Below are 24,973 nucleotides of genomic sequence, written 5' to 3'. Positions count from 1 at the left end.
TTTACTATTTTTAATCCTCAATTTAATTTGAACAAATCAGATGCAATTCCATCGGCTAAAAACTTTCCTTTTTGCGTAGTTTTTAAGGTTTTATTTTCAATATACAATAAATCTTCTATTATAAATCTATTAGATAATTTTTCTAAATAATTTAAAAAATCATCTCCAAAATCATTTTTAATTTTTTCTAAAGACACCCCCCAAACGGTTCGTAAACCCGTCATCACATACTCATTGTATCTATCTGTTTTAGAAAGTGTTTCCCTTTCGATTGGCAATTTATCCTCTAAAATTGCTTTTATGTAATGCGTATTATTTCTAACATTCCAACTTCTTTGTATACCATTAAAAGAATGTGCAGATGGCCCAATACCCAAATAAGATTTACCTAACCAATAAGAAGAATTATTTTTACTAAAATAGTTTTCTTTTCCAAAATTAGACAATTCATAATGTATAAACCCTTCTTTTTTTAATGTTTTGGTTAATATTTGAAACTGCTCTTCTGCCTTAACATCATCAACATTTTTAATTTCCCCCTTTGCAATTAATGATTCTAAAGCCGTTTTAGGCTCTACTGTAAGCGCGTAACTAGATATGTGCGAAATACCAAAATCTAAAGCTGTTTTTATATTTTCTTCCCATTCTTTATTTGAACAATCAGGAATTCCGTAGATTAAATCAACCGAAATATTATTAAAATACTGTGTAGCAATTTTTAAACATTTTTTTGCTTCGGATGCATTGTGTGCGCGATTCATCAATTTTAAATCTTTCTCAAAAAAAGATTGTACACCAATACTTAATCTATTGATTACTGTTTTAGAAAGTTCTATTATTTTTTCTTCGGATAAATCATCAGGATTTGCCTCTAAAGTAACTTCGGGATTTTCTATAACATCAAAATGATGATATACAGTAGCTATCAAATTATTTATTTCTGATGTATTTAAAACAGACGGAGTACCGCCACCGAAATAAATAGTTTCAACTTTTTCGCCTTTTAATTCTTCTTTTCTTAATGCAATTTCTTTTTTTAAACAATGCAACATTTCTTCCTTTTTCTTTAAAGAAGTAGAAAAATGAAAATCGCAATAAAAACATGCTTGTTTACAAAATGGTATGTGAATGTATATTCCTGCCATTACTTTTTAACTCTCTTTTCGTTTTGCTTTACAAAACTTGCCCAACCAGTATAATTTTTCCCGCCTACTACTCTGCCAGAATTATAAAAATGACAAACTGCTGCAGCCAAACCATCTGTTGCATCTAAGTTTTTTGGCAAGGTTTTTAAATTTAAAAGCGATTTTAGCATTAGAGCTACTTGCTCTTTACTTGCACTTCCGCTACCTGTAACAGCCATTTTTATTTTCTTTGGTAAGTATTCTGTAATCGGAATTTCTCTAGATAAACCCGCAGCCATTGCAACGCCTTGCGCTCTACCTAACTTTAACATCGATTGTACATTTTTACCAAAAAAAGGAGCTTCAATAGCAATCTCATCAGGATTATATGTATCAATAAGTTCTATTGTTCTCTCAAATATTAGCTTTAATTTTAAATAATGATCATCGTATTTTTTTAAAAGTAACTCGTTCATTTGAACAAATTCCATTTTTTTACCAACCACTTTTATAACGCCAAAACCCATAATTGTTGTTCCGGGATCGATTCCTAAAATTATTTTTTCTGTAGCCAAAGGCAAAAATTGTTTTTTGAATTTATCATTAAACTTAATGATGATTATTTATTACTTTGCAAAACAATGAAATATTCGCAAACACACAAATCTAAACAAATCTTTTGGTTGCTCATAAAACTAACGATTGTATTTGTTTGTGCTTATTTTATTTGGCAAAAATTAAACAACAACACGTTATTATCTTTTAATGAATTTAAAAACGTTTTGAGTCAATCTAAAGTATTTTCGTTAAAAAATTGCAGCTTTTTACTAATATTTACTTTTGGCAACTGGTTTTTAGAAATTTTAAAATGGAAAACACTTGTTAAAGAATTGAAAAAAATTAGCATATTTACTGCCGCAAAACAATCTTTAGCATCTCTTACAGCTTCTTTAATAACACCTAATAGAATTGGAGAATATGGTGCAAAAGCATTGTATTTTAAAAAGAAAAACAGCATACAAATAATGCATTTAAACCTAATTGGTAATTTACATCAATTAGTAGCAACAGTGTTTTTTGGTTTTTTAGGTTTCATATATTTTTACAAAAACTATCCAATAAACTTCGATCTTTCTAATTTTTATAACGTTTTAATTTTAACCTGTGCTTCTTGTATTTTAATAATAGTTCTATGGAAACTGTTACTTTCTAAATTAGAAATTTTTAGAAATGGTATTGTAAAAATCAAAACAAAAACACATCTAAAAATAGCTTTATATTCATTTTTTAGATATCTTATTTTTTCTCATCAATTTTATTTTTTATTGATGATTTTTAAAACGAACATTACCTATATTGAAGCTATTACCGCCATTAGTTCTATGTATTTATTAAGTTCTTTTATACCAATGTTATCAATTTTTGATGCGGTTTTAAAAGGTTCGGTCGCCTTATTTATTTTTGGAATTTTAGGTGTAAACTCAATAACAATCTTAAGTATTACAACATTAATGTGGCTTCTTAATTTTGTTATACCTTCTATTGTTGGTAGTTATTTTATAATTACATTTAGCCCTAAACAACAAGCATGATTTATATACTGTTTTTTCTGTATTTACTTTATGCGATATTAATTATCGTTTTAACAATAGGATTTGTTAGCGTTAAAGAGTTTACTAATAAAAGTACGATTTTCACCAAATTTACAGTTGTTATTCCGTTTCGAAATGAAGCTGAAAAATTGCCTTTATTATTAAATTCGATATTAGAACTAAATTACAATTTAGACTTTGTAGAGTTTTTATTTATTGATGATGATTCTTCTGATAATTCTACCAACATCATTTCTAACACTTTAAAAGAAATAGAAATTGATTATACGATTCTTAAAAACAAGCGCGTTTCTAATTCACCAAAAAAAGATGCTATTACCTCGGCAATAGGAATTGCTAAAAATAACTGGATTATTACTACGGATGCAGATTGTGTTTTACCCAACAAATGGTTAAAAACTTTTAGCAGTTTCATAGAACAAAAACAACCTAAGATGGTAGTTGCTCCTGTAAACTACATTGTTAAAAACAACTCTTTAGAACAGTTTCAGTTACTAGATTTTATGAGTTTGCAAGCAACTACAATTGGTGGTTTCGGAATCGGTTTTCCTTTTTTATGCAATGGTGCAAACCTAGCGTACAGAAAAGATATTTTTTTAGAATTAAATGGTTTTAAAGGCAATACCTCTATTGCAAGCGGTGATGATATTTTCTTATTCGAAAAATTTAAAGAAGTCTACAAAAAAGATGTTCAGTTTTTAAAATCTAAAAACGCTATGGTGGCTACTTTTCCGGTTACAACAAATTCAGGTTTAATAAACCAGCGAGTGCGTTGGGCTTCTAAAACAAGTAAGCTAAAATCTACTTCTGTAAAATTAATTGGTTTACTAATTTTTCTTGTAAATCTTAGCGTTGTACTTAGCATCTTCTTATCGAATAGCTTACTAATTATTTTAACGCCAATTTTTGTGAAAATAAGTATCGATATATTCTTATTTCTCCCAACTATAAGATTTTACAATCATAAAAATTCTTTTTACAAATGGTACCTTTTTAGCAGTATTTTATATCCTTTTTTTAGTGTGTTTATCGTTTTTAAATCACTTTTTTATAAATATAATTGGAAAGGAAGAACATTTAAAAAATAACAATGCAATAAAGTTTGCAAACAAGTTTAGCCCAGATTGAAGTGGCATCCTTTTTAGAACTGTTCTTTTAAATTTGCGAAGAATGAACAAATTTACAAGAACAGCTGAAAAAAGATATAACGGAAAGCTGGAAATAGCTTCTAAAAAATTAAAATAAAGCGTTCATTAATGCTTCAGCTTTAAACCAAAGTATTAGTGCAACTGCTAACAATAAGACTAGAAAAAGTCCTCTTTTAGGTTTTGCTTCTTTCTTTCTTCCAAATTTTCTTTTAAACTCCATTCAAAAATATTTTAATAACGAAGATAAAAAAATGTACCGACACCAAAAGTTTTTAACTTTAATAGTTCTCGGATTCTGCAGGATTGTCTGTTAACGTTTCTATAAACGCAATAATATCTTGCTGTTCTTGGGTTGTTAATTCTAAATTATCGAAAGGTAAAGTTTGATGTTCTAAGTTAAAACCAAGACCACCACCGCCACCAAGATTGTAAAAATTAAGCACTTCTTCTAACGTATTGTAAACTCCGTTGTGCATGTAAGGTGCAGTAATTGCTGCATTTCTAATGCTTGGTGTTTTAAACATACCTTTGTGTAATTCTTCTTTGTAACGCCAATAAAAACCTAAATCGTCATCTAATTTTTTATTCTGATTTGTTTCTGGCACACCAATAACTTCTTTTTCGGTTTCTGTAAAAAATGGCGGAACGGTTCCGTTTGTTAATGGCATAAAATGACACGTTGCGCAAAGTGCTTTTCCCATAAATAAATTGTAACCTTTCTTTTCGTTTGTTTTAAATGTATTTTCTTGTCCTCGAATATTTCTATCGAATTTAGAATTGAAACTATTTAATGTAGATACATAAGAAGAAATTGCTTTAATTACTTCTCTATTACTTTTTGGCACTGTATTATAAGCTTCTGTAAACAATTTTACATAAGTTGTATCTTTTAAAATATCTTCTGAAAACGTATGAACCTCTGTATTAAACTCTTTAGAATTGTTAAACACCATCGAAATTTGATCTAATAAATTACGAGATCGACCATCCCAAAAGAAGCTTTTTTGAAACGCAGAATTGATTAACGTTGGTGTATTTCTTAATAACAAATTACCTTTATTATCTTTATTTAAAGCAACACCATCTGCATAACCTTTTGCTGGCAAATGACAACTAATACATGCCATTTTTTTGTCTTTAGACAACTTAGGATCTGAGAATAATTTTTCTCCTAAACTTATTTGTTTTTCTGTAGGATTTCTATTTGATGGCGGAGTAAAGTAATTTAAATTGAAAGAATTATTTTCGAAAAAAGTAGGTGCATCAAAATTAAAAGGTTCAGATTTTACGGGTTGCCATAATTTTGATTCTTTTCTAATTGCTACCCAATTTCTTGTAATAGCATTAAAATAATCTCTTGTAAAAGTGTATCTATCAAAAGTATTAAAATCTGTATTTTTCTCTATAAAAGCTATTGCTTTTTTTATGTTTTCTTGAAACTCAAAATCTAAATTTTTATTAGTATTCTTAATTATTGGTTGTAGTGTTTTAGAATACACGAATAATAAACTTTCTAATGAAGTTATGGTTTCTGAGATTCCTAAATGACTTACTGGCGTATCGAAACCAGAAATTGATAAACTAGCAATTCTAAATAATTGCTGATGTGTAGCAATAAAAAATCGCTGCGTATTTAATTTTCTTTTTAAAGCACCTTTTTTTAAAACCGATAATAACCCCTTTGTAACATAGATTTCTTTTTTAAAATCTAGTTCTGATATTTCTAAATCGTAGATACTTTCTTCTATTTTTTGCAAACCAACTGGCTCTAATATTTTGCCATTATCTTCTTTATAAATAGGTAATGCTGGCCCATTGGCACGATGCCCAACTTCTGGATTTAAATAAGAAACATAAGGTTCTGCTCTTTTAAAATTTTCTCTTACTTTTTTAAAGTAAAACTTGGTTTTATCACCTTTAAACCCTTCTTGTTTTAAGCTATCTAAATAACTAATTGCTTTAGAAATATTTTCTACATAATAATTTTGAGCAGTAGACCAATCTACCTTAGTAATGTACTCTTTTTCTTGCTTGTCTTTACAAGAAATAGCTAGTAATAATGTTAAGATTGAAATAAATAAAGTCGTTTTAATTTTCATAAAAAAAGTATAAAAACAAATGAATCTCCATATTACATGGAGACTCATTTTATAAAATTAATTTGGTATTAATTATCTAGGTAAACCTTGTAATAAGACTATTTGACCACCTTGATTATGAGGTAAATTTGTAGATCTAAAATCTTCACTTTGCCAATAATGTGGTTGTAATGCAAGAATAAAAGTATCTGCTTGTCCTATTTTATCAGAAACATCTATTAATGCTCCAAATTCTCCAGAAAAATTACTACTTCCTGTTGGAGACAAGTTACTTTCTATTTTTAACTCTAAAACAACATTTGCATTGTTACCACTTAAATCTGTTTGGTAAATTTGCGCTGCATGATTTCTGCTAAAAGAATTAGGATCTTCTTGTACATACACATAGTTTTCTGTAACACAAATATTATCTGGACTTTGCAATTCTGCTAGGTTACCGTCTTTGTTGTTTGTATCTGTATTTCCACTAATAATTTGAGTTAATTTTCCTTCTAAAGGATTTGTATCATCTAACTCTAATTTATAAACAGTACCCCAGTCATTATAAGTTCCTCTTCCTGGACCTCTACCTGTTACTGCGATGAATACATTTCTTGCACTTGCATCAGAACCTTTTTGGTAATCTACATCTTCTACTCTCATAAACTGAGATGCAAAAACATTTGTACAAGCAGTTTCCATTTCATTCTTTGTCATGCTTGCTCCATTTTCTATTTCTACAAACTCTACATCATATGTAGCACCAAAATCTAAACTACCTTCATTATAAACAGTAGACGCATCAACGCTTTTAACTCCTTTTGCACCATCAGAAACCTGCTTAAATCTTAATACATAAATTTTACCATTTTCTAAATCTGCATCTCCGTTTTCAGAAACATACATTGTTACTTGCCCTTCAGATCCGCTAGAGTCATCATCTCCACCAATAATTACTGTTTTACCAGCATATGTGTTTTTTGGCAATGGCACTGCGTTTTCCCAAGAAAACTCACCTAAAGCATCTAAACCGAAATCTGCAGTTGGTGTTGGTGATTCTACCCAAGGGTCGATAGCTTTTACATCGTAAGAAATACTTTCTGATGCGGATAAGAAGATATCTTTATCGCCACCATGAATATCTTTTTCCCACATTGTAGCAGAACATTGTCTTGCAAAATCTGCAACACCTGCGTTTAATAACCAATCTCCTTCTAAAGGATTCATAAACTCATCAAAACGAATTCTAGAAACAGCATAATCATCTTCTGCGTTTACTACTAAAATATACTCGTCTCCGTCCTTTAAAAATCCTGCTCCATCTTGAGAACCTAATAAACGAAAACCGTTAGATAATACATCTGTAGAACTTATTAAAGAATACGCTTTTAAATCTGTGTAATTTGCGTTAATTTTTACTAAAGGAGATAATGTAGATTTGTTTGAAAATAAATCTGGAGTTGGTGTAAAGTCTTTACCATCTTCACCATCTTTTCCGTCTTGCCCATTTTGTCCGTCTTGACCGTTTACACCGTCAATTCCGTTTAAGCCGTCTTCTGCACAACTTGTTATTAAAGTAAAACTAGCACTCATAAATGCAAGCGCTAAAAATAATTTTGTAATTGGTTTTTTCATGATTATAATTAAAAGTTAGTTATGATGCCAAAACTATAATTATAAAAAAAAGGGATTGTTAACTAAGAAAAACCATATTGTTAAACTAGGGTTAGATAAAAGTTAAGAACTTTATCTAAATATTACGAGCGGTAAAAATTGTAAAAACAACCCTTACCGCTCGATAGTATATTTTAAAGAACACTACTTTTTTGTAGCTCTTAACATCTCTCTTTTACCTGCAGGCCCAGGTAAACGTTCTACAAAAAAACCTACTGCTTGCATAGCTCTTCTAACACTACCTTTTGCAGAATAAGTTACTAAGATTCCGTTTGGCTTTAATGCTTTGTACATTTTTAAGAAAATTTCTTCGGTCCAGAGTTGTGGTTGAACACGCGCCCCAAATGCATCATAATAAATTAAATTAAAAGCATTTTCATCATTTATATCTTCAAAAAATTGTTTTCTTTTTGTTAAAGAAAAATTGTCAGAAATCTGATGCTTTTCTTCCCAAGAAACATCATGCATTTTTTTAAAAACTTCTTCTTGTTCTTTTGCTTCTAAAACAGCAACAAAATTCATTTTATCAATTTCATCTGCAGTAACAGGGTAAGCTTCTACACCAACATAATCAATTTCTTTTTTACCTTCTAAATAAGTTATAAAACAGTTAAGACCTGTACCAAAACCAATTTCTAGTATAGATACTTTGTCTGTAACAACTTCTTTTAAACCACATTTTATAAAAACATGGTAGGTTTCATTGATAGAACCATTTTTAGAATGATATTGCTCATCCCAATCTGGTAAATGTATGGTAGAAGAACCATCCGAAGTAATTAGTATTTCTCTTTTCAAAATGGAACTTTATTATAAAGTAATTTCAGATTTTAATAACACTCCGTTTGCTTCAAAAGCATATTCTTTTTTCGGAGCTGTTATTTTTGCTATTTCTTCTGCACTTTTACCTGCATCTTCTGCGTAGTGCTTTAACTCATCTACTGGCGTAATTTTTACAAAAGCTTTACCTGCAACAATTACTTCTTTACCTTGAGAATCTAAAGGCATAAAAAAGCCATAATCTTTAAAACGCACCATTGTTTCTGTTTCGTTTTCTAAAGGTAACTTCATCCAACATCCTTTTTTAACACAAACTTCTTTAATATTAGAAGCAAATTTTACATCTATAGTATCGCCAACATTCATTGTTTCAAACTTTGCCAACATTTCTTTAGAAGTTAAAGCATTGTCTTTAGAAATTTCATCTCCGTAAGATTGAAAAGCAAATGTTTGTGGTGCTGGTGTTGTTGCTTCTTGGTTACTTCCTTTTTTAACCTCTTTACATCCAGTTAATACTAAAAGTGCTAGAGCACATAATTTTACAACTAATTTCATATGATTTATTTTAATAACTTGTTTACAAATGTAATCAATTTAACAGTAAAACGACCTTTTTTATGTTACTACAGATGAATAAATTATGTACATTTGTAGAGAAATTTAATCAAACAAATTATGAATTCTAACATAGAAATCAAACATATAGAAAAGTCGAAGATAGACACAGTAGATTTTAATAACTTACCTTTTGGTAGTGTTTATTCTGATCATATGCTAACTTGTACTTTTAAAGACGGAAAATGGCAAGATGCTGTTGTAGAACCTTTTGCACCAATCTCTTTAGATCCTTCTGCTAAGATTTTTCATTACGGACAATCTATTTTTGAAGGTATGAAAGCCTACAAAGATGCCGACGGAAATACATTATTATTTAGACCTTTAGATAATTGTAAACGTTTAAATAAATCTGCAGAACGTTTGGTAATTCCGCAAATACCAGAAGAAACTTTTATGAACGGTTTAAAAGCTTTACTAAAGGTAGATGACGCTTGGATACCTACAAAAGAAGGTAGTTCTTTATATATTAGACCATTTATGTTTGCTTCGGGTAACGGTTTTCATGCATCTCCAGCAGACGAATATAAATTTATGATTTGTACTGCGCCTTCTGGTGCTTACTTTGCTGGTAAAGTAAAAGTTTTAATTGAAGAAAAATACGCGCGTGCTGCAAATGGTGGTGTTGGGTTTGCAAAAGCTGGTGGTAATTATGCTGCTCAATTTTACCCAACTCAATTAGCCATAGAAAAAGGATACAACCAAGTAATCTGGACAGATGACAATACACACGAGTATATTGAAGAGGCTGGTGCAATGAATATTTTCATTAGAATTAACGACACGTTAATTACTAGCCCAACAAATGATAGAATCTTAGACGGAATTACACGTAAAAGTATTATTCAAATAGCTAAAGATTTAGGTATTAATGTAGAAGTAAGAAAAATTTCTGTTACAGAAGTAATTGCTGCTGCAAAATCTGGCGAATTAAAAGAAATGTTTGGTGCAGGTACTGCTGCCGTAATTTCTCCTATTGCAGGTTTTGGTTTTCAAGAAAACGACTATGATTTACCAGAATTAGAAAAGCCGTATGCTGCTCTTTTAAAGAAAACAATTACAGATATACAAACAAATAAAGCAGAAGATCCTTATGGTTGGAGAGTTCAACTATAAATAAATTTTAAATTTGCATAAAACATAAAAGCACTAAGTAAAAACTTAGTGCTTTTTTTTACAATATTTTTAAAGTATATATCTATAGGATCTAATACATAATCAAGAAAGTTTAATTTGATTAATTTTGTACTTTTATAAAAAAAACATGAAAACTAAATTTATTACTTTTTTAGCTGCTTTTTTATTACTTATTTCTTGTGGTAGCGGTAAAACTTTCCAAAGTTTTTTTAATAATCACAAAAAAGATATTGGCGTAACTGCATTTCAGGTTCCTAATTTTATGCGTGCATTGTTAACTAATATTTCTCCTGAAATTAACAACTTATTTGGCAACGTAAAAGACTTTAAATTTATCACTTTTAACAATATCTCGAAGCAAAAGCAAAACTTGTTAATTAATGAAATGAACTTAGTAACAGACAACAACTTTACCGATATGCTTCGAAGCAATCAGCCAGAAAAAACAAAAATAGTTTCTGTAAAAGAAGATGGCGATGTTGTTACTCAAGCAATCATTTTTAATTCTACATTAGCAAAAACATCTGTATTTTACTTAAAAGGTCGTTTTGATCCTAATCAAATTAAAAAATTATCAGATGAAAATCAATTTGAAAACCTTTCAAATAAATTAATTCAGAATTATAAAATATCACCAAGCACAAAAAGCACTCCTGGTTTTAATCCAAATTAAAAAATGAAAAAAATAATAGTTGTTTTTACTTTATTACTAATGATATCTTGTAACTCTCAAGGTAAAAGACCATTGGTTGGCGTTACAGAATATCAACAAAAATTAAATGCAAATTATAAAGACGCTTCTATATCTCCTTTAAAAAAAAGAGACTTAAAAAAATTTAAAGGTTTAGATTTTTTTCCCGTAGATTCTACTTTTATTGTAACTGCAAAATTAATTAGAACAGCAAATGCGCCAACTTTTGAAATGGCAACAACTACAGACAGAAAACCATTGTATAAAGAATTTGGCAAATTAAATTTCAAATTAAAAGGCAAAGATATTCAACTAACTATTTACCAAAGTCAAGACGATTTAAGAGACGAAAAATATAAAGATTATTTATTTCTTCCATTTACAGACAATACCTCTGCAGACCAATCTTATGGTGGCGGACGTTATATGGATGTAATGCTTACAGACATAAAAAAAGATGATACAATAGAGTTAAATTTTAACAACACATACAACCCTTATTGTGCCTATAACGACAAGTATTCTTGCCCGTTAACGCCAAGAAAAAATCACATCGACTTAGAAGTCACAGCAGGAATTAAAGACTTTAAAAAATAATTTTAGAAGCTATTTCCTGCTTTCACTACTCGCTTTTTTCGTTCCTCAAAAGAGCTCAAACAAACCGTTCAATCAGGGCTAAACCTATTTGCTAGCAATTAGAAATTTAAATAACATATTACTTATTAATAGAAATATCTGCTTCTAAATCTGCTGCAATAGCTTTCTCTAAATCAATTAAATCTTGTTTTCTAACCTTTAGTTTGGTTTCTGCATGTGCTTTTGCATTTAATTTAGAAGACATTTCTGCAACTTTAATAGCAGTTGGTAATAAATGATCTTCTTCTACAATAACATCCAAAAACCCAGCATCTACAGCTTGTTTAGTATTATAAATTTCGGCATTATTTACACTTCTATTTAAGTATACTTTAGACAAACGCGCTTTTGCAATTGCAATACCTGCATTGTGCATTGTCATACCAATTAAAACTTCATTTAAACCAATTTTAAAATCTCCTTTTACACCAATTCTGTAATCGGCAGATAATAATAAAAAAGCACCTTTAGCAATTGCATGGCCAGAACAAGCTATAATTATAGGTTTAGCATAAGATAACATTCTTAAAGACAATTTAGAACCACTAGTAACTAATTCTTTAGCAGATTCAGGTGATTTTGTCATAACTTTTAAATCAAAACCTCCAGAAAAGATTCCTTTTTGTCCTGTTAAAACCACCACTTTATTTTCTTGTGCTGCTTTATCTAAACTTAAATTTAAACCTTCAATAACAGCAGGAGAAATAGCATTGGCTTTACCATTATTAATTGTTATTAATGCATAATTTTCTTTAGATTTATAGGTAACAAATTCGTTCATTCTATTATTTTTAATTAGTTAAAACAAGGTACAATAAAATCTTAAAAAGAAAAGAATTTCTATTAGTATTTGATTGGTAAAAGTTTAAATCTTCTTAATATAAATTTGTTTATTTTTGCCCTTTCACATTTAAAAACTTAAGAAATAGTTAATTATTAAATGAACTCTAATAATACTTAAACTTAAGATTTTGCAAAATTTCATGACAAAAATTAAACAATTCTTTTTCTCTTTTCAACAAAGTTTCTCTTTGCTTTTTCTATTTAAATGGATTTTTATCTGTTTACTTGTTGGCGCATTAACAGGAAGTGCATCTGCCATTTTTCTATGGACGTTAGAATGGGCAACAACTTATAGAGAAACAAATATCTGGATTGTTTGGTTACTACCAATTGCCGGTTTAATTATTGGTTTGTCATATCATTATTTTGGTAAAAGTGTTGTAAAAGGAAACAATATGTTATTAGAAGAATATCATTCCCCTAAAAAAGTAATTCCTTTAAAAATGGCACCTTTGGTTTTTTTAGGAACAATTTTAACGCATTTATTTGGTGGTTCTGCGGGTCGAGAAGGTACAGCAGTTCAAATTGGTGGTGCAATTGCAGATCAATTTACCAAACTATTTAAACTTTCTAATTTAGACAGAAAAATATTATTAATAGCAGGTATAAGTGCAGGTTTTTCTTCTGTGTTTGGCACACCTTTAGCTGGTGCAATATTTGCTTTAGAAGTAATGGTTATTGGTAGAGTAAAATTTGATGCAATTCTTCCTAGTTTTTTAGCAGCGGTTTTTGCCAACTATTTTTGCGATTTTTGGCAAATTTCTCATCATACACATTACACAATTTCTACCGTAGCAGAGTTAACGCCAGTTACTGTATTGTGGGCATTATTAGCAGGAATTATTTTTGGATTAACTAGTATGTTGTTTTCAAAATCTACACATTTCTGGGGAAAAACATTTAAAAAATTAATTAAATATCCGCCACTAAGACCAGTAATTGGTGGTGTAATTTTAGCAATTACTTGGTATTTTATTGGCACTACAAAATATATGGGACTTGGTGTACCTACTATTGTTGATGCATTTGACATCAACCTAAATTCTTACGATTTTATCCTAAAGCTTTTATTCACTTCATTTACACTTGGTGCTGGATTTAAAGGCGGAGAAGTTACTCCGTTATTTTTTATCGGTGCAACTTTAGGTAATGTTTTAATATGGTTTATACCGTTACCAATGCCTTTATTAGCTGGTATGGGTTTTGTTGCTGTATTTGCTGGCGCAACCAACACCCCTATTGCATGTACAATTATGGGAATTGAATTATTCGGAATTGAATCTGGCGTTTTTATCGCTTTAGCATGTACTAGTGCATACTTATTTTCTGGACATTCTGGTATTTATTCTGCTCAAATTATAGGTAGTTCTAAACATCTGTTTCATAAAAAAGAAGAAGGATTAACACTTACTGATGCAGACAATCTGCGCAAGAAGAATTAATCCTTTTTTTATATATTTTTGATTATTTACAATTCTAAATCATAAACATCTACCCAATTTTTTTTCTGAGTTACAGTTCCTTTGTTTAATATTATAACTCCTGGATTTGCTCTAATCATTGTTTTTAAAGTTGTTTCATCACAAAATAAAAATTCAAAAGGCAAATTATATTTTTCTTTAGCAAGATTTAAATCATCAGAAAAAGAAGCAGATACTCCATAAACCGTGTACCCTTTTTGTATTGCTTTGTTAGCAATATCTTTAATTGCCGGAAAACCTTTAACATCAGACTTGTCTAAATTATAGACAATTACCAGCATTACTTTTTCTTTTTCTAATAAAACTGGCGCTAAATCTTGCCGTGTATCTTCTAACATAAAATCGTGAACTGGTGGTATAGAACCATCCGCAGGATATTGCATTCCTTCTTGTAAATTCTTACCAACTGCATAAGCTCTAAAATCTATTATTGGCAAATGTGTTAAAACATGTTGTACAATAAATAAGAAAATACCTAAAGATAAAAAGGTAATTATTTTCGGAATTTTACCTTTAAAAATTGGGTTTATCAATTCAACTTTAATTAATAAAACTACAATTAGTGCAATTAGAATTACGTTTTTATAGAAAGTTTCCCAAGGCGTTAATTTTATTGCATCACCAAAACAACCACAATCTGTAACCTTATTGTAATAAGCAGAATACCAAGTTAAAAACAAGAAAATTACAGTTATAATTAACAAACTCCAAACTGTAGTTTTGGGTTTGTAACCAATTAAAATCATCACTCCTAAAAGTATTTCTGCTACAATTAAAATTATTGCAAAAGGCAATGCATACGGAATTAAAAACTCCATATTTAGAACACTTTCAGAGAAATATTCTTGAAATTTATATTGAGAACCAATAGGATCTACCAATTTTACAAAGCCAGAAAAAATAAACAAGGCTCCTACTATAATTCTAAATAATTGTATTATTATTTTCATTTTGTTGGTTTTAATCACATTTTTAATAAGAACCTCTAATTCCCTAAGTGAATCATGGCAAAAACTGCATAATTAATCATGTCTTGGTAATTAGCGTCTATACCTTCCGATACAATCGTTTTACCTTTATTATCCTCAATTTGTTTTACACGTAATAATTTTTGTAAAATTAAATCAGTTAAACTAGAAACGCGCATATCTCTCCAAGCCTCACCATAATCATGATTTTTATTCATCATTAATTCTTTGGTAATTTTCGCATGTGCATCATATAAAACAGTTGCTTCATCAGTATTTAAATCCGGATTTTCTACAACACCTTTTTCTAACTGAATTAAAGCCATAATAGAGTAATTTATAATTCCAATAAATTCAGATTTCTCACCTTCGTCTACTTTTCTTACTTCATTTTCTTGTAATTGACGAATTCTAGTTGCTTTTATAAATATTTGATCTGTTAAAGATGGTAATCGTAAAATTCTCCATGCAGAACCATAATCGCTCATTTTTTTTATAAATAAACTTCTACACTCTTTAATTACAGCATCATATTGTTTAGATGTATCTTGCATTCTATTTTATTAAAAGTATTTGTTCAAAAATACTAAATACTATAAGCTTTTCTTTTATTTTTACAGAAGTTTTTTAAAACTGCATTCATAATTTAAAAATAAGTAAAATGACCATAAATTGTAAAGGAACCTTAATCGATCTTTCATCGCCTAAAGTTATGGGAATTTTAAACATTACACCCGATTCTTTTTTTGACGGCGGTAAATACAAAAACGAGTCTGATATACTTTCTCAAACAGAAAAAATGTTAAAAGATGGCGCAACCTTTATCGATGTTGGCGCTTACTCTTCTAGACCAGGTGCAAAGCATATTTCAGAAAAAGAAGAGTTACAAAGAATTGTTCCTGTAATTAATTTATTGCTTAAAAATTTTCCTGAAATTATCATTTCTGTAGATACTTTTAGAAGTAAAGTTGCCAAAGAAACCATAAATGCCGGTGCAGCTATTGTAAACGATATTTCTGGCGGAAATATGGACACCAACATGTTCGAAACCGTTGCCAATCTTCAAGTACCTTATATTTTAATGCACATGTTAGGTACACCACAAAACATGCAGAAAAACCCTGTTTATAACAATGTTATTCAAGAAATTATTAGTTTTTTTGCTGCCCAAATACACAAATTACATCAGCTAAAACTTAATGATGTAATTATTGATGTTGGTTTTGGGTTTGGTAAAACTATCGATCATAATTTTGAAATTCTTAAAGATTTAAGTCTCTTTAAATCTTTAGACGCGCCCATTTTAGCCGGAATTTCAAGAAAATCTATGTTATACAAAACACTAGACATTACTGCACAAGAAGCTTTAAACGCAACAACTTCTGCAAATACAATTGCGCTTTTAAATGGTGCAAATATTTTAAGAGTACACGATGTAAAAGAAGCAATCGAAGCAGTTAAAATTGTAAATAAAATTTCTTTTTAGAAGCTATTTCCTGCTTTCACTACTCGCTTTTTTCGTTCCTCAAAAGAGCTCAAACAAACCGTTCAATCAGGGCTAAGCTTGTTAATTTACTTTATTTTATATTAAATTAATATAATTATTATCTATTATAGATTTTGATATTGTTCTCCAAATTATTTATTAGTACATTAGCCTAAAATCACTAATTTTTATGCTCGATTTTATAGAATTTTCTTTGTTAGATGTTTTAGATATTTTGCTAGTAGCAATATTACTTTATTACATCTATAAACTTTTAAAAGGAACTGTCGCCATAAATATTGTAATTGGTATTGCCTTAATTTTCTTAATCTGGAAAATTACACAAGCCTTAAAAATGGAAATGCTTAGCGGAATTTTAGGCTATTTACTTTCTGGTGGTGTAATTGCCTTAATTATTGTTTTTCAGCAAGAAATAAGAAAATTCTTATTAATGATTGGTACAACTAATTTTACCAACAAAAGAAACTTTTTAAAACAATTAAAATTTTTACAAACAGAAATTGGTTCGGATATTGATACCGAAACAATTATAGAAGCATGCCAAAAAATGTCTAAATCTAAAACGGGTGCTTTAATTGTTATTGAAAGAACAAATAGTTTAGATTTTTTAATTAATACTGGCGATACAATGAATGCGCTTTTAAACGACGCTTTATTACAGAGTATTTTTTATAAGAATAGTCCTTTACATGATGGTGCCTTAATTATTAGAGATAATTATATTGTAGCTACAAGAGTTGTTTTACCAATTTCTGATAGCACTAAGATTCCTGCAAGGTTTGGCTTAAGACATAGAGCAGCAATTGGTGTATCTGAGAAAACAGATGCTGTTTGTCTTTTAGTTTCAGAAGAAACAGGAGAAATCTCTTATATAAAAGACGGTGGTTTTGAATTATACGCTAATTATACAGACTTAAACGAAAAGGTTAGAAAAGACCTAATGTAATACTTCATCCAAATAAAAAAGGCTCTCTAAATAAGAGAGCCTTTTATTTTATAACTGTAACTATAATTATTTAGCTGGTGCCATTTTAGACTGAATTTGAGCCATTACCTTAGCATACATTTCCTGCTCTTCTTTTGGTAATTTCGAAGCCATTTCTCTTCCTTCATCTAATAATTTTTTACCTTTTGCAGCAATTGCAGTAATCTTTGCAACATTACCATTTGCTGCTATATAATCTCTTGCATAAACAGTATATGCCTTTAAGTTTTCTACAATTTTATCATTAGAAAATGAAGGAATTGTAATACCAACTAAACCAGATTCCGTAGGTTTTTCTACAACAATGTCTGTTTCTACTTCTTTTTTAACAACTTCAGTTGTGTTTTCTATTACTTCAGTTTCTTTAATTTCTTTAACATCTTTAGTGTTAGATTTACAAGAAGTAAACATTAAAGCACCAATAAATACAATTGATAATACTTTTTTCATTTTTATATTGTTTAAGATTGAATACCAAATTTAACAATTAAAAAAGAAAAATATCAATTTATCTTAAGTATTTAAGAAGCAACATCTAAACTAAATTGCTTATCGTATAAATTTTTATAGTAACCCTCTTCTTTTTCTAACAATTCGTTATGGGTTCCTTCTTCTACAATTAAACCTTTATCCATAACAATTATTTTATCAGCTTGTTTAATTGTTGCTAATCTATGAGCAATTACTATAGAAGTTCTATCTTTTGTAATTGTTTCTGTTGCAAACTGAATCATTTGTTCTGCATGTGCATCTACAGAAGATGTAGCTTCATCTAAAATTAAAATACTAGGTTTGCTTACGTAAGCTCTTAAAAAAGCTATTAATTGTCTTTGACCAGAAGAAAGCATTGCTCCTCTTTCTTTTACATTGTAATTATAACCACCAGGTAATGTCATAATAAAATCATGAATACCAATTTGTTTTGCTGCTTTTTCTACTTCTTCTTTAGAAATAGTGTCATCTTTTAAGGTAATATTATTTAAAATAGAATCTGAAAATAAAAAAACATCTTGTAAAACTACTGCGACCTGATCTCTTAAACTTTGCAATTTATATTCATCAATAGAAATATCATCAATTTTAATTACACCGCTATCAATCTCATAAAAACGATTTAACAAATTAATAATGGTCGATTTTCCTGCACCAGTTGCACCAACAATTGCAATTGTTTGTCCGTTTTTAACTTTTAAATCGATACCTTTTAAGACTTCCTCACCAGTAACATAACTAAATTTCACATTTTCAAAATTAATAGTACCTTTTAAGTTTTTCGCTTCAATTGTTCCGTTTTTAGAAATTGTACTTTCTGTATCTATAATTTTAAAAACCCTCTCACCAGATACAATTCCCATTTGCAATTGATTAAATTTATCTGCAATTTGTCTTAATGGTCTAAATAACATTTGTGCCATCTGTACAAAAGCCATCACTGTACCAGGACCAGGAACTACACCATCTATTACTTGCTTACTTCCAAACCAAACAATTAAACCAATACCTATTGATGATAAAATTTCTGCTATCGGAAAAAAGATAGAAAAATACCAAATTGTCTTTATATAAGCATCTTTGTGTTTGTTGTTTATCTCTTTAAAGTTGTTGTATTCTATATTTTCTCTATTAAATAACTGTACAATTTTCATACCTGTTACTCTCTCTTGCACAAATCCGTTTAAATTTGAAACCTGATTTCTAACTTCTTGAAAAGTTGCCTTAATAGCTTTCTGAAAAACTTTTGTAGCATACACCAAAATCGGTAAAACCGCAATTGCTATAAATGCTAGTTTCCAGTTTATTATAAACATTACAACAATTACAGCAAACATTTGTAAAACATCACTTACAATAGTAAAAACTCCGCTACTAAAAAATGCCGCAATGGTTTCTATATCAGACACCACTCTTGTTACAAGCTTACCAACAGAATTCTTATCAAAATAAGACATTCTAAATTGTAAAATATGTCTAAAAATCTTTGCTCGAATATCTCTAATTATATGCTGACCAACCCAATTTGCGTAATAGATAAACGTAAATCGTAAAACAACTTCTATCATTAAAACACCCAACATTAATAAAATACTGTTTATTAAACCTTCGGTATCTTTATTTGTAATATAAACATCTACAGTTTTCTTTAAAATAATAGGCGTTAGTAAGGCAACACCTGCTAAAAGAATTGTAGAGGTAGACGCTATAATAAAATTACGTTTGTATCTTTTTGCAAAGCTCATTAGCCTTAAAAAGATATCCATATCAAAAGCATTTCCTGTTTTATTTGCCAAAATTTAATATTTTATTTTAGTTAAAAATAATCCTTTTGCAGGCACAGATAACCCTGCGTTTCCTCTATTTTTACTCTCTATAATTTCTCTAAAATTATCTACTGTAATTTTTTCTAAACCTACATCTACTAATGTACCAACTATTGCTCTAACCATATTTCTAAGAAACCTATTGGCAGAAATATGAAACACTAATAAATCCCCTTCTTGTTTCCAAACGGCTTCTGTAACATTACAATTAAAAGTATACACATCTGTTTTTACCTTAGAAAAAGTCTGAAAATCTTCATATTCTAATAACAAACTCGCGGCCTTATTCATTTTAGAAACATTTAACTGTTGCGAATGTATTTGCCACGAAAAATCTAATAAAAAAGGATTTCTACCCAACCAAATCTTATACTCGTAACTTCTACTTTCTGCATTAAATCTTGCATGATGCTCTTCTTCTACTAAAAACACACGATAAATTGTAATATCGTTTGGTAAAATAGAATTTAACTTATGTACAATATCGCCTTTAATTTCTTTTTCTAAATCGAAATGTGCAAACATTTGTGAAGCATGTACACCAGTATCTGTTCTTCCTGCACCTACAACTTCTATTTGCAATTGTAAAACAGTGCTAATGGCATGATTTATTTTTTCTTGTACAGACACAACATCTGGCTGTATTTGCCAACCATGATAATTCTTTCCGTTGTAAGCAAGTTCTATAAAATATCTCAAGAAAATAGTTTTTTGTAGACTGTAAAATTACGGAATTTATTTTGTTATTAGTATTTTTGATAACCGAAGAGAAGTTAAACTTTTCTTACTAATTTATATGAAGAAAATTCTACTTTTATCGGATACACATAGCTTTATAGATGCTCAAATTTTAAAGTTTGTAAAACAGGTAGATGAAGTTTGGCATGTTGGTGATATTGGCGACTTAAATGTTACCGATACTATAAAAAAACTAAAACCTTTAAGGGCTGTTTATGGCAATATTGATGATAAAGATGCAAGAGCAGAATTTCCTTTAGATAATAAATTTGAATTAGAAAATGTAACAGTTTGGATGACACATATTGGTGGTTATCCTAATAAATATTACAAAAGAATAAAAGACGAAATTCAACTAAATCCTCCAAAAATTTTTATTTCTGGACATTCTCATATTTTAAAAGTACAGTTTGATAAAAAATTAAATTTGCTTCATTTAAATCCTGGTGCTGCTGGCAAACATGGTTTTCATAAAATTAGAACAATGCTAAGATTTAGCCTAGACAGTGGAGAAATTAAAAACCTAGAAATAATAGAATTAGGTTCTAGAGGATAATTTAACTTTTTTCTATAACCGGTAATTCAACAGAAATTGTAGTTCCTTCGCCTATTGTAGATTCGATTAAAAATTTTCCGTTCATCATTCGAATTCTAGCTTCTATTTGATTTAAACCTAAACCATCTTTATTTGTTACCTTATTTTTATCGAAGCCAACTCCATCGTCTGTAATTTGAAAACATAGATTTTTGTCTTTCTCGTAAAGGGTAATTAAAGTATAACTCGCTTTACTGTGCTTTAAAATATTATTTACAAATTCTTGAATAATATTATAAATTTTAATTTCAAAATCTTGATGATATCTTCGTAAACCCGAAATATCTGTATCAATTTGCAAAACAGAATTAGAGTATTTTGTAGCGATATCTTTAATAGCAAAGTTTAATCCAAACTTTAATAAAACCGATGAAACCAATGTATGCGATAAATCTCTAATTTTTTGAGATGCTTCTGCAATAATATTTTGTGTTTTGTCTATTTCTAAAGGAATATCTCCTTTAAACAATGGTTTGGTCGCCATTAAATGCAAGTTAGCAGATGAAAGTAAAGCACTTACACTATCATGTAAAGTTTCTGCTATTTCTTTACGTTCTGTTTCTTTACCATCTATGGTTGCGTTTAATATTCTTGCTTGAGATTCAGATTTTAATTTTTCTATATTTTGATTCTGAATTAATTGTGTTTGAGATAATTTAAGCCTTAAGTTTTTCTGCTTTAATTTATATAGATTTAAAAAATACACTAAAGAAATCATTACAATAAAACTCCCAATTCCAAAAATCCAAAATGTTCTTTGATCTTTTAACCTTTTGTTTTCTTCTTCTTTTAAAAATAATTTTTTGGCAGTATCAAAATTATATTTAGCATCTAATTCTTCTATCATAACTATAACTTCTTTATCTCTCAAACTGTCTTTAATTTCATAAGAACGCTCCTGAAAATCATATGCTTTATAATCCTTTAATTTGTATAATACATAAGCCATATTATAATATAAGTCTTCTTTATACCTAATTGCATTATTCGACTGAATATTTTCTAATAATTCTATACCCTTATTATATTTCTCCTTAGCCCTTAAATAATCCCCTTCATAGAGTAAAATACTACCATAATTATTTAGAGATGCAGCTTGTGCAGTTTTGTTATTCAAAATCCTATGAATTTCAAATGCTTGATCTAAATATTTTTTTGCAATATCAAATCTACCTTCATTTACATAAATTGCAGATAAGTTACTATAACTTTTTGCTTTTGTGATAGAAAAATTATTACTTTTTAAATCTAAATTTATATTTTTTTCATAATATGTTTTTGCACTATCTATCTGCTCTAACTTTTGAAATGTACCTGCAATTTTAAAAAGCAAATCAGATTTCTCATTCTTTAAAAAATTTATCTCTTCATTAAATTCAGTACTGCCATCGTATAGTTCATATGTTCTTTTGTAATACTCTAGAGCTTTTATGTTTTTGTTCGTTTTAGTAAAGATATCACCAATCAATTGATTAGTTAAAATTGCATATTTTAAATCCTTTTTTATTTCTATTAAATCTAGTAAAGAATAAGAATTATTTAAGGAGTTGACAAAGTCACCTTTATCATAAAGTCGTTTAATTTCATCATATTTATTAATTATTGTAGAATCTTTCTGATTTAAAACAACTGAAGAAGCTAAATCAAATTTAGCTTCTTCAGTTGTTTTATTATTACATAATACTTCTACACTAATAAATAGTATAATAATAGCTACAATTAATCTATTCATTAAAATTTTGAATTATCATACGTGGCTTCTTTTCTGAAGTTGCTCTAGCTAAATTATTACTTTTTAAATTAGTTAGATTTAAAAAATGATTTACAAAATCAATCCTTAAAACTTCACCCTCTAATTTAGTGAAATTTCTTGAGAAATCTCTTTCAGAAGACTTACCTTTTTCTAAGTGAATTTCATAGATATTTGCCTCTTGATTGTATACAAAATCTACAGTAGTTTGATTTTTTACCGTAAAATCTAAATCATAAGTTCCGTCTTCATTACTTGTAATGCTATATTCTGATAAAAATGTATCATCTAGATTTTTTTTAGCCATTTCAATATTATCATCAATAATACTAATATTAGACGTTTTATTAGATCTAGTATCTATAAAACCAATACTTAATTCTTGATCGTCTATTAATAATTCTTTAGATTGTTTTTTACTTGACTGGTTATCAGATTCATAAAAATGAAACTCATTTTTATTTGTTTCTTCGTTTTTAAATGCTTGTGTTTTTACATTATCATCAACATCTAAATCAATAGAATAAGCACCAGTAGCGTCTCTTTTTATCTTATAAGATTTAAGTGCATTTTCACTTTCTTCTACAGGTAAAATGCTCTCGTTCGAAGAACATGCTGATAATGTTAATACCGCTACAACAACTAATGATGCTAATTTTGTAATTTTCATAATAATGGAATTCTTGAGGTTTGTTTTAAGTTAAGTTGGGTAATTTGGGGATAGGTAATATTGTAAGGACAACAATGTACACAAATAAATTAGTGCTTATGTTTTTGGGGGAATGCAACTTAAGTTTAAGTTTTAGGGGCGGTTTTAAACTTAATAAAGTATAGGCTATACTAACTTATATTTAACAGCATACATTGCTAATCCTACTGAATTTTTTACATTTAATTTTTTTAATAATTTTTTTCTATATGACTCTACTGTGTGATGACTAATATGCATTTTATCTGCAATTTCACTGGTACTTAGTTCTTTTGTAACTAATTTTAACACACTTATTTCTCTTTCTGTTAAAGACTCAAATAAAAAGTCTTCTGGCATATCTCCTTTTCTAGTTTTTTGCCCAGAAAAAGACTTTAAAAGCTCTTCTTGTATATCATTACTAAAATATTGCTCGTCATTTGCTACTGCTTTAATTGCTTTTACAATATGCTCTCCTGCATTATTTTTAGAGATATAACCTCTTGCGCCTAGATTTAATACTTCTTGTACAATTTTAACATCATCGTAACTAGAAAGTACAATTACCTTTTGGTCTAATTTGTTTTCTTTAAAATATTTTAAAACATCAAAACCATCTAAAACAGGCATCGTAATATCTAATATTAAAACATCGGCATTATTCTCTTTTTTACTAAACCAATCTATTACTTCTTGACCAGTTAAAGAATAATCTCGAATTTCGATATCTTTATCTGTATTTATAACAGCGATGATTCCTTCTATTAAAATCTTATGATCATCTGCTACGTGAACGTATATTTTATCTTTCATTATTTATGCTACAAATTTAAATTAGAAATAGTTTGTAGACAATCCCTGAAAACAGTGAATTTTAACTATCCCTGAATTCAGGGATACATGTCCCTGAATTCAGGGATACAAACAAGTTAAACAACTATAAAAGAGATGTTTAAAAAACTATAAAATTGGTTAGAAAGTTAACTTTTTAAAATTAAAAAAATGAATGATTTATTTAAAAAAACGTATTTTAGATTAGGTTATAAAAAAACCGAGAATAAATCTCGGTTTTTTTTCGCACTAAATATACTAAGATGTTAGTTTTATCGCAATCTATCTACAGATTTTACAAGATCTTCATCCTTCTTTATAGCTTTATTTGCCAAAACAACAAGCAAAATAGCTAAAACTGGTATAAACATCCCAATACCTTTCTCTGAAACAGAAGCTTCTCCAGGTAAAGTTAGAGATACATAAATCAATAATCCTAATAAAATAAGGTTTATCAAAATTGTTACACGGCCAATTACAAATTGTAATTTTCTATTTTTAAATATAAAAATAGCTACAAAAGACAATATAGCCGATACTAGAAATAAAACAGGGATAACCTTTAAAAGAAAAGATTCACTATTTAATAAATCCATAGCGAAGATATCTTTTTTTATAGATTTCCACAAATTAAAAACAAAAATTAATACTCCAGAAATTATTGAAGCTAAAAATAAATATACACTTTGTATTCTTTGTATCATTTGTTATTTCTATTGCAACAAAAGTATACATTCTTTTTTAATAAAGAAAACCTAAAACTAAAAAAAAAA

General features: G+C 28.7%; 26 protein-coding genes. 9 read left to right on the top strand and 17 right to left on the bottom strand.

Features of this window, described 5'->3' with window-relative positions; genetic code table 11:
• Positions 1-17: 17 nt before the first annotated feature.
• Both hemW and ruvC read right to left on the bottom strand, forming a co-directional pair.
• The gene (hemW, locus tag WG950_RS12140) at positions 18-1,145 is read right to left on the bottom strand and encodes a radical SAM family heme chaperone HemW (RefSeq protein ID WP_340932696.1); all 1,128 of its coding nucleotides are present in this window, start codon (positions 1,143-1,145) and stop codon (positions 18-20) included.
• Positions 1,145-1,699: a crossover junction endodeoxyribonuclease RuvC gene (gene ruvC / locus WG950_RS12135; RefSeq protein WP_077810022.1), complete on the bottom strand. Its 555-nt coding sequence runs from the start codon at positions 1,697-1,699 to the stop codon at positions 1,145-1,147. The genes hemW and ruvC overlap by 1 nt, the downstream gene beginning before the upstream one ends.
• 66 nt (positions 1,700-1,765) lie before the next feature.
• Here ruvC and WG950_RS12130 point away from each other — a divergent pair, with 66 nt between their 5' ends.
• Both WG950_RS12130 and WG950_RS12125 read left to right on the top strand, forming a co-directional pair.
• A complete protein-coding gene (locus WG950_RS12130) occupies positions 1,766-2,716 on the top strand; it encodes a lysylphosphatidylglycerol synthase domain-containing protein (RefSeq protein ID WP_340932694.1) in 951 nt (316 codons plus the stop codon).
• Positions 2,713-3,825, top strand: a complete 1,113-nt coding sequence (locus WG950_RS12125) for a glycosyltransferase (protein ID WP_340932692.1) — start codon at positions 2,713-2,715, stop codon at positions 3,823-3,825. Before WG950_RS12130 ends, WG950_RS12125 begins: the two co-directional genes overlap by 4 nt.
• 148 nt (positions 3,826-3,973) lie before the next feature.
• Here WG950_RS12125 and WG950_RS12120 read toward each other — a convergent pair whose 3' ends face one another.
• From WG950_RS12120 to WG950_RS12100, 5 genes are all read right to left on the bottom strand, one after another.
• A complete protein-coding gene (locus tag WG950_RS12120; RefSeq protein ID WP_299065674.1) occupies positions 3,974-4,105 on the bottom strand; it encodes a hypothetical protein in 132 nt (43 codons plus the stop codon).
• Positions 4,106-4,163: 58 nt separating this feature from the next.
• Complete coding sequence (locus tag WG950_RS12115; RefSeq protein WP_340932687.1) at positions 4,164-5,984, bottom strand: cytochrome-c peroxidase; 1,821 nt, start codon at positions 5,982-5,984, stop codon at positions 4,164-4,166.
• A gap of 72 nt (positions 5,985-6,056) precedes the next feature.
• Positions 6,057-7,598: a hypothetical protein gene (locus tag WG950_RS12110; protein ID WP_340932686.1), complete on the bottom strand. Its 1,542-nt coding sequence runs from the start codon at positions 7,596-7,598 to the stop codon at positions 6,057-6,059.
• Between the two features lie 183 nt (positions 7,599-7,781).
• Positions 7,782-8,435, bottom strand: a complete 654-nt coding sequence (mnmD, locus tag WG950_RS12105) for a tRNA (5-methylaminomethyl-2-thiouridine)(34)-methyltransferase MnmD (RefSeq protein ID WP_340932685.1) — start codon at positions 8,433-8,435, stop codon at positions 7,782-7,784.
• A 12-nt stretch (positions 8,436-8,447) separates the two neighbouring features.
• On the bottom strand, positions 8,448-8,972 hold the full coding sequence (locus tag WG950_RS12100; protein ID WP_340932683.1) for a DUF4920 domain-containing protein: 525 nt from the start codon (positions 8,970-8,972) through the stop codon (positions 8,448-8,450).
• A gap of 120 nt (positions 8,973-9,092) precedes the next feature.
• On the opposite strand from WG950_RS12100, the gene WG950_RS12095 reads away from it, so the two are divergent.
• From WG950_RS12095 to WG950_RS12085, 3 genes are all read left to right on the top strand, one after another.
• Positions 9,093-10,148 carry a branched-chain amino acid aminotransferase gene (locus WG950_RS12095; protein ID WP_340932681.1) on the top strand — a complete coding sequence of 352 codons (1,056 nt, stop codon included), beginning with the start codon at positions 9,093-9,095 and terminating at the stop codon, positions 10,146-10,148.
• A gap of 148 nt (positions 10,149-10,296) precedes the next feature.
• Positions 10,297-10,842 carry a DUF4252 domain-containing protein gene (locus WG950_RS12090; protein WP_340932680.1) on the top strand — a complete coding sequence of 182 codons (546 nt, stop codon included), beginning with the start codon at positions 10,297-10,299 and terminating at the stop codon, positions 10,840-10,842.
• 3 nt (positions 10,843-10,845) lie between these two features.
• The gene (locus tag WG950_RS12085; RefSeq protein ID WP_077810031.1) at positions 10,846-11,457 is read left to right on the top strand and encodes a DUF1684 domain-containing protein; all 612 of its coding nucleotides are present in this window, start codon (positions 10,846-10,848) and stop codon (positions 11,455-11,457) included.
• Positions 11,458-11,575: 118 nt separating this feature from the next.
• On the opposite strand, the gene WG950_RS12080 is transcribed toward WG950_RS12085, so the two are convergent.
• Positions 11,576-12,277: a crotonase/enoyl-CoA hydratase family protein gene (locus WG950_RS12080; protein WP_340932676.1), complete on the bottom strand. Its 702-nt coding sequence runs from the start codon at positions 12,275-12,277 to the stop codon at positions 11,576-11,578.
• 202 nt (positions 12,278-12,479) lie between these two features.
• On the opposite strand from WG950_RS12080, the gene WG950_RS12075 reads away from it, so the two are divergent.
• Positions 12,480-13,781 carry a voltage-gated chloride channel family protein gene (locus WG950_RS12075; protein ID WP_340932675.1) on the top strand — a complete coding sequence of 434 codons (1,302 nt, stop codon included), beginning with the start codon at positions 12,480-12,482 and terminating at the stop codon, positions 13,779-13,781.
• Positions 13,782-13,807: 26 nt separating this feature from the next.
• Here WG950_RS12075 and WG950_RS12070 read toward each other — a convergent pair whose 3' ends face one another.
• Positions 13,808-14,770 carry a BT_3928 family protein gene (locus WG950_RS12070; protein WP_340932674.1) on the bottom strand — a complete coding sequence of 321 codons (963 nt, stop codon included), beginning with the start codon at positions 14,768-14,770 and terminating at the stop codon, positions 13,808-13,810.
• Positions 14,771-14,805: 35 nt separating this feature from the next.
• Positions 14,806-15,342, bottom strand: coding sequence for a DUF1599 domain-containing protein (locus tag WG950_RS12065; RefSeq protein ID WP_079737226.1), 537 nt, complete (start codon positions 15,340-15,342; stop codon positions 14,806-14,808).
• 107 nt (positions 15,343-15,449) lie between these two features.
• Between WG950_RS12065 and folP the strand changes: the two genes are divergently transcribed.
• Together folP and cdaA are read left to right on the top strand one after the other, a co-directional pair.
• Complete coding sequence (gene folP, locus WG950_RS12060) at positions 15,450-16,274, top strand: dihydropteroate synthase (RefSeq protein WP_079737227.1); 825 nt, start codon at positions 15,450-15,452, stop codon at positions 16,272-16,274.
• Positions 16,275-16,464: 190 nt separating this feature from the next.
• The gene (cdaA, locus tag WG950_RS12055) at positions 16,465-17,241 is read left to right on the top strand and encodes a diadenylate cyclase CdaA (RefSeq protein WP_077810037.1); all 777 of its coding nucleotides are present in this window, start codon (positions 16,465-16,467) and stop codon (positions 17,239-17,241) included.
• Positions 17,242-17,307: 66 nt separating this feature from the next.
• Here cdaA and WG950_RS12050 read toward each other — a convergent pair whose 3' ends face one another.
• From WG950_RS12050 to truA, 3 genes are all read right to left on the bottom strand, one after another.
• Positions 17,308-17,730, bottom strand: coding sequence for a hypothetical protein (locus tag WG950_RS12050; RefSeq protein ID WP_340932669.1), 423 nt, complete (start codon positions 17,728-17,730; stop codon positions 17,308-17,310).
• A 71-nt stretch (positions 17,731-17,801) separates the two neighbouring features.
• Positions 17,802-19,568, bottom strand: a complete 1,767-nt coding sequence (locus WG950_RS12045; protein ID WP_340932667.1) for an ABC transporter ATP-binding protein — start codon at positions 19,566-19,568, stop codon at positions 17,802-17,804.
• A gap of 3 nt (positions 19,569-19,571) precedes the next feature.
• Entirely contained in the window at positions 19,572-20,297 is a 726-nt protein-coding gene (truA, locus tag WG950_RS12040; protein ID WP_340932666.1) for a tRNA pseudouridine(38-40) synthase TruA, read from the bottom strand.
• Positions 20,298-20,394: 97 nt separating this feature from the next.
• On the opposite strand from truA, the gene WG950_RS12035 reads away from it, so the two are divergent.
• The gene (locus WG950_RS12035; protein WP_079737232.1) at positions 20,395-20,892 is read left to right on the top strand and encodes a metallophosphoesterase family protein; all 498 of its coding nucleotides are present in this window, start codon (positions 20,395-20,397) and stop codon (positions 20,890-20,892) included.
• Between the two features lies 1 nt (position 20,893).
• Here WG950_RS12035 and WG950_RS12030 read toward each other — a convergent pair whose 3' ends face one another.
• The 4 genes from WG950_RS12030 to WG950_RS12015 form a co-directional block, all read right to left on the bottom strand.
• Complete coding sequence (locus WG950_RS12030) at positions 20,894-22,663, bottom strand: tetratricopeptide repeat-containing sensor histidine kinase (RefSeq protein WP_340932665.1); 1,770 nt, start codon at positions 22,661-22,663, stop codon at positions 20,894-20,896.
• Complete coding sequence (locus WG950_RS12025) at positions 22,656-23,351, bottom strand: hypothetical protein (protein ID WP_340932663.1); 696 nt, start codon at positions 23,349-23,351, stop codon at positions 22,656-22,658. Before WG950_RS12025 ends, WG950_RS12030 begins: the two co-directional genes overlap by 8 nt.
• 165 nt (positions 23,352-23,516) lie before the next feature.
• Complete coding sequence (locus WG950_RS12020; RefSeq protein ID WP_079737235.1) at positions 23,517-24,182, bottom strand: response regulator; 666 nt, start codon at positions 24,180-24,182, stop codon at positions 23,517-23,519.
• Positions 24,183-24,472: 290 nt separating this feature from the next.
• On the bottom strand, positions 24,473-24,904 hold the full coding sequence (locus tag WG950_RS12015) for a DUF4293 domain-containing protein (RefSeq protein ID WP_077810045.1): 432 nt from the start codon (positions 24,902-24,904) through the stop codon (positions 24,473-24,475).
• Positions 24,905-24,973: the final 69 nt, after the last annotated feature.

It is taken from the genome of Polaribacter marinaquae (assembly GCF_038019025.1).
Taxonomy (GTDB): domain Bacteria; phylum Bacteroidota; class Bacteroidia; order Flavobacteriales; family Flavobacteriaceae; genus Polaribacter; species Polaribacter marinaquae.
This window is presented reverse-complemented; position numbering and strand designations above follow the sequence as displayed.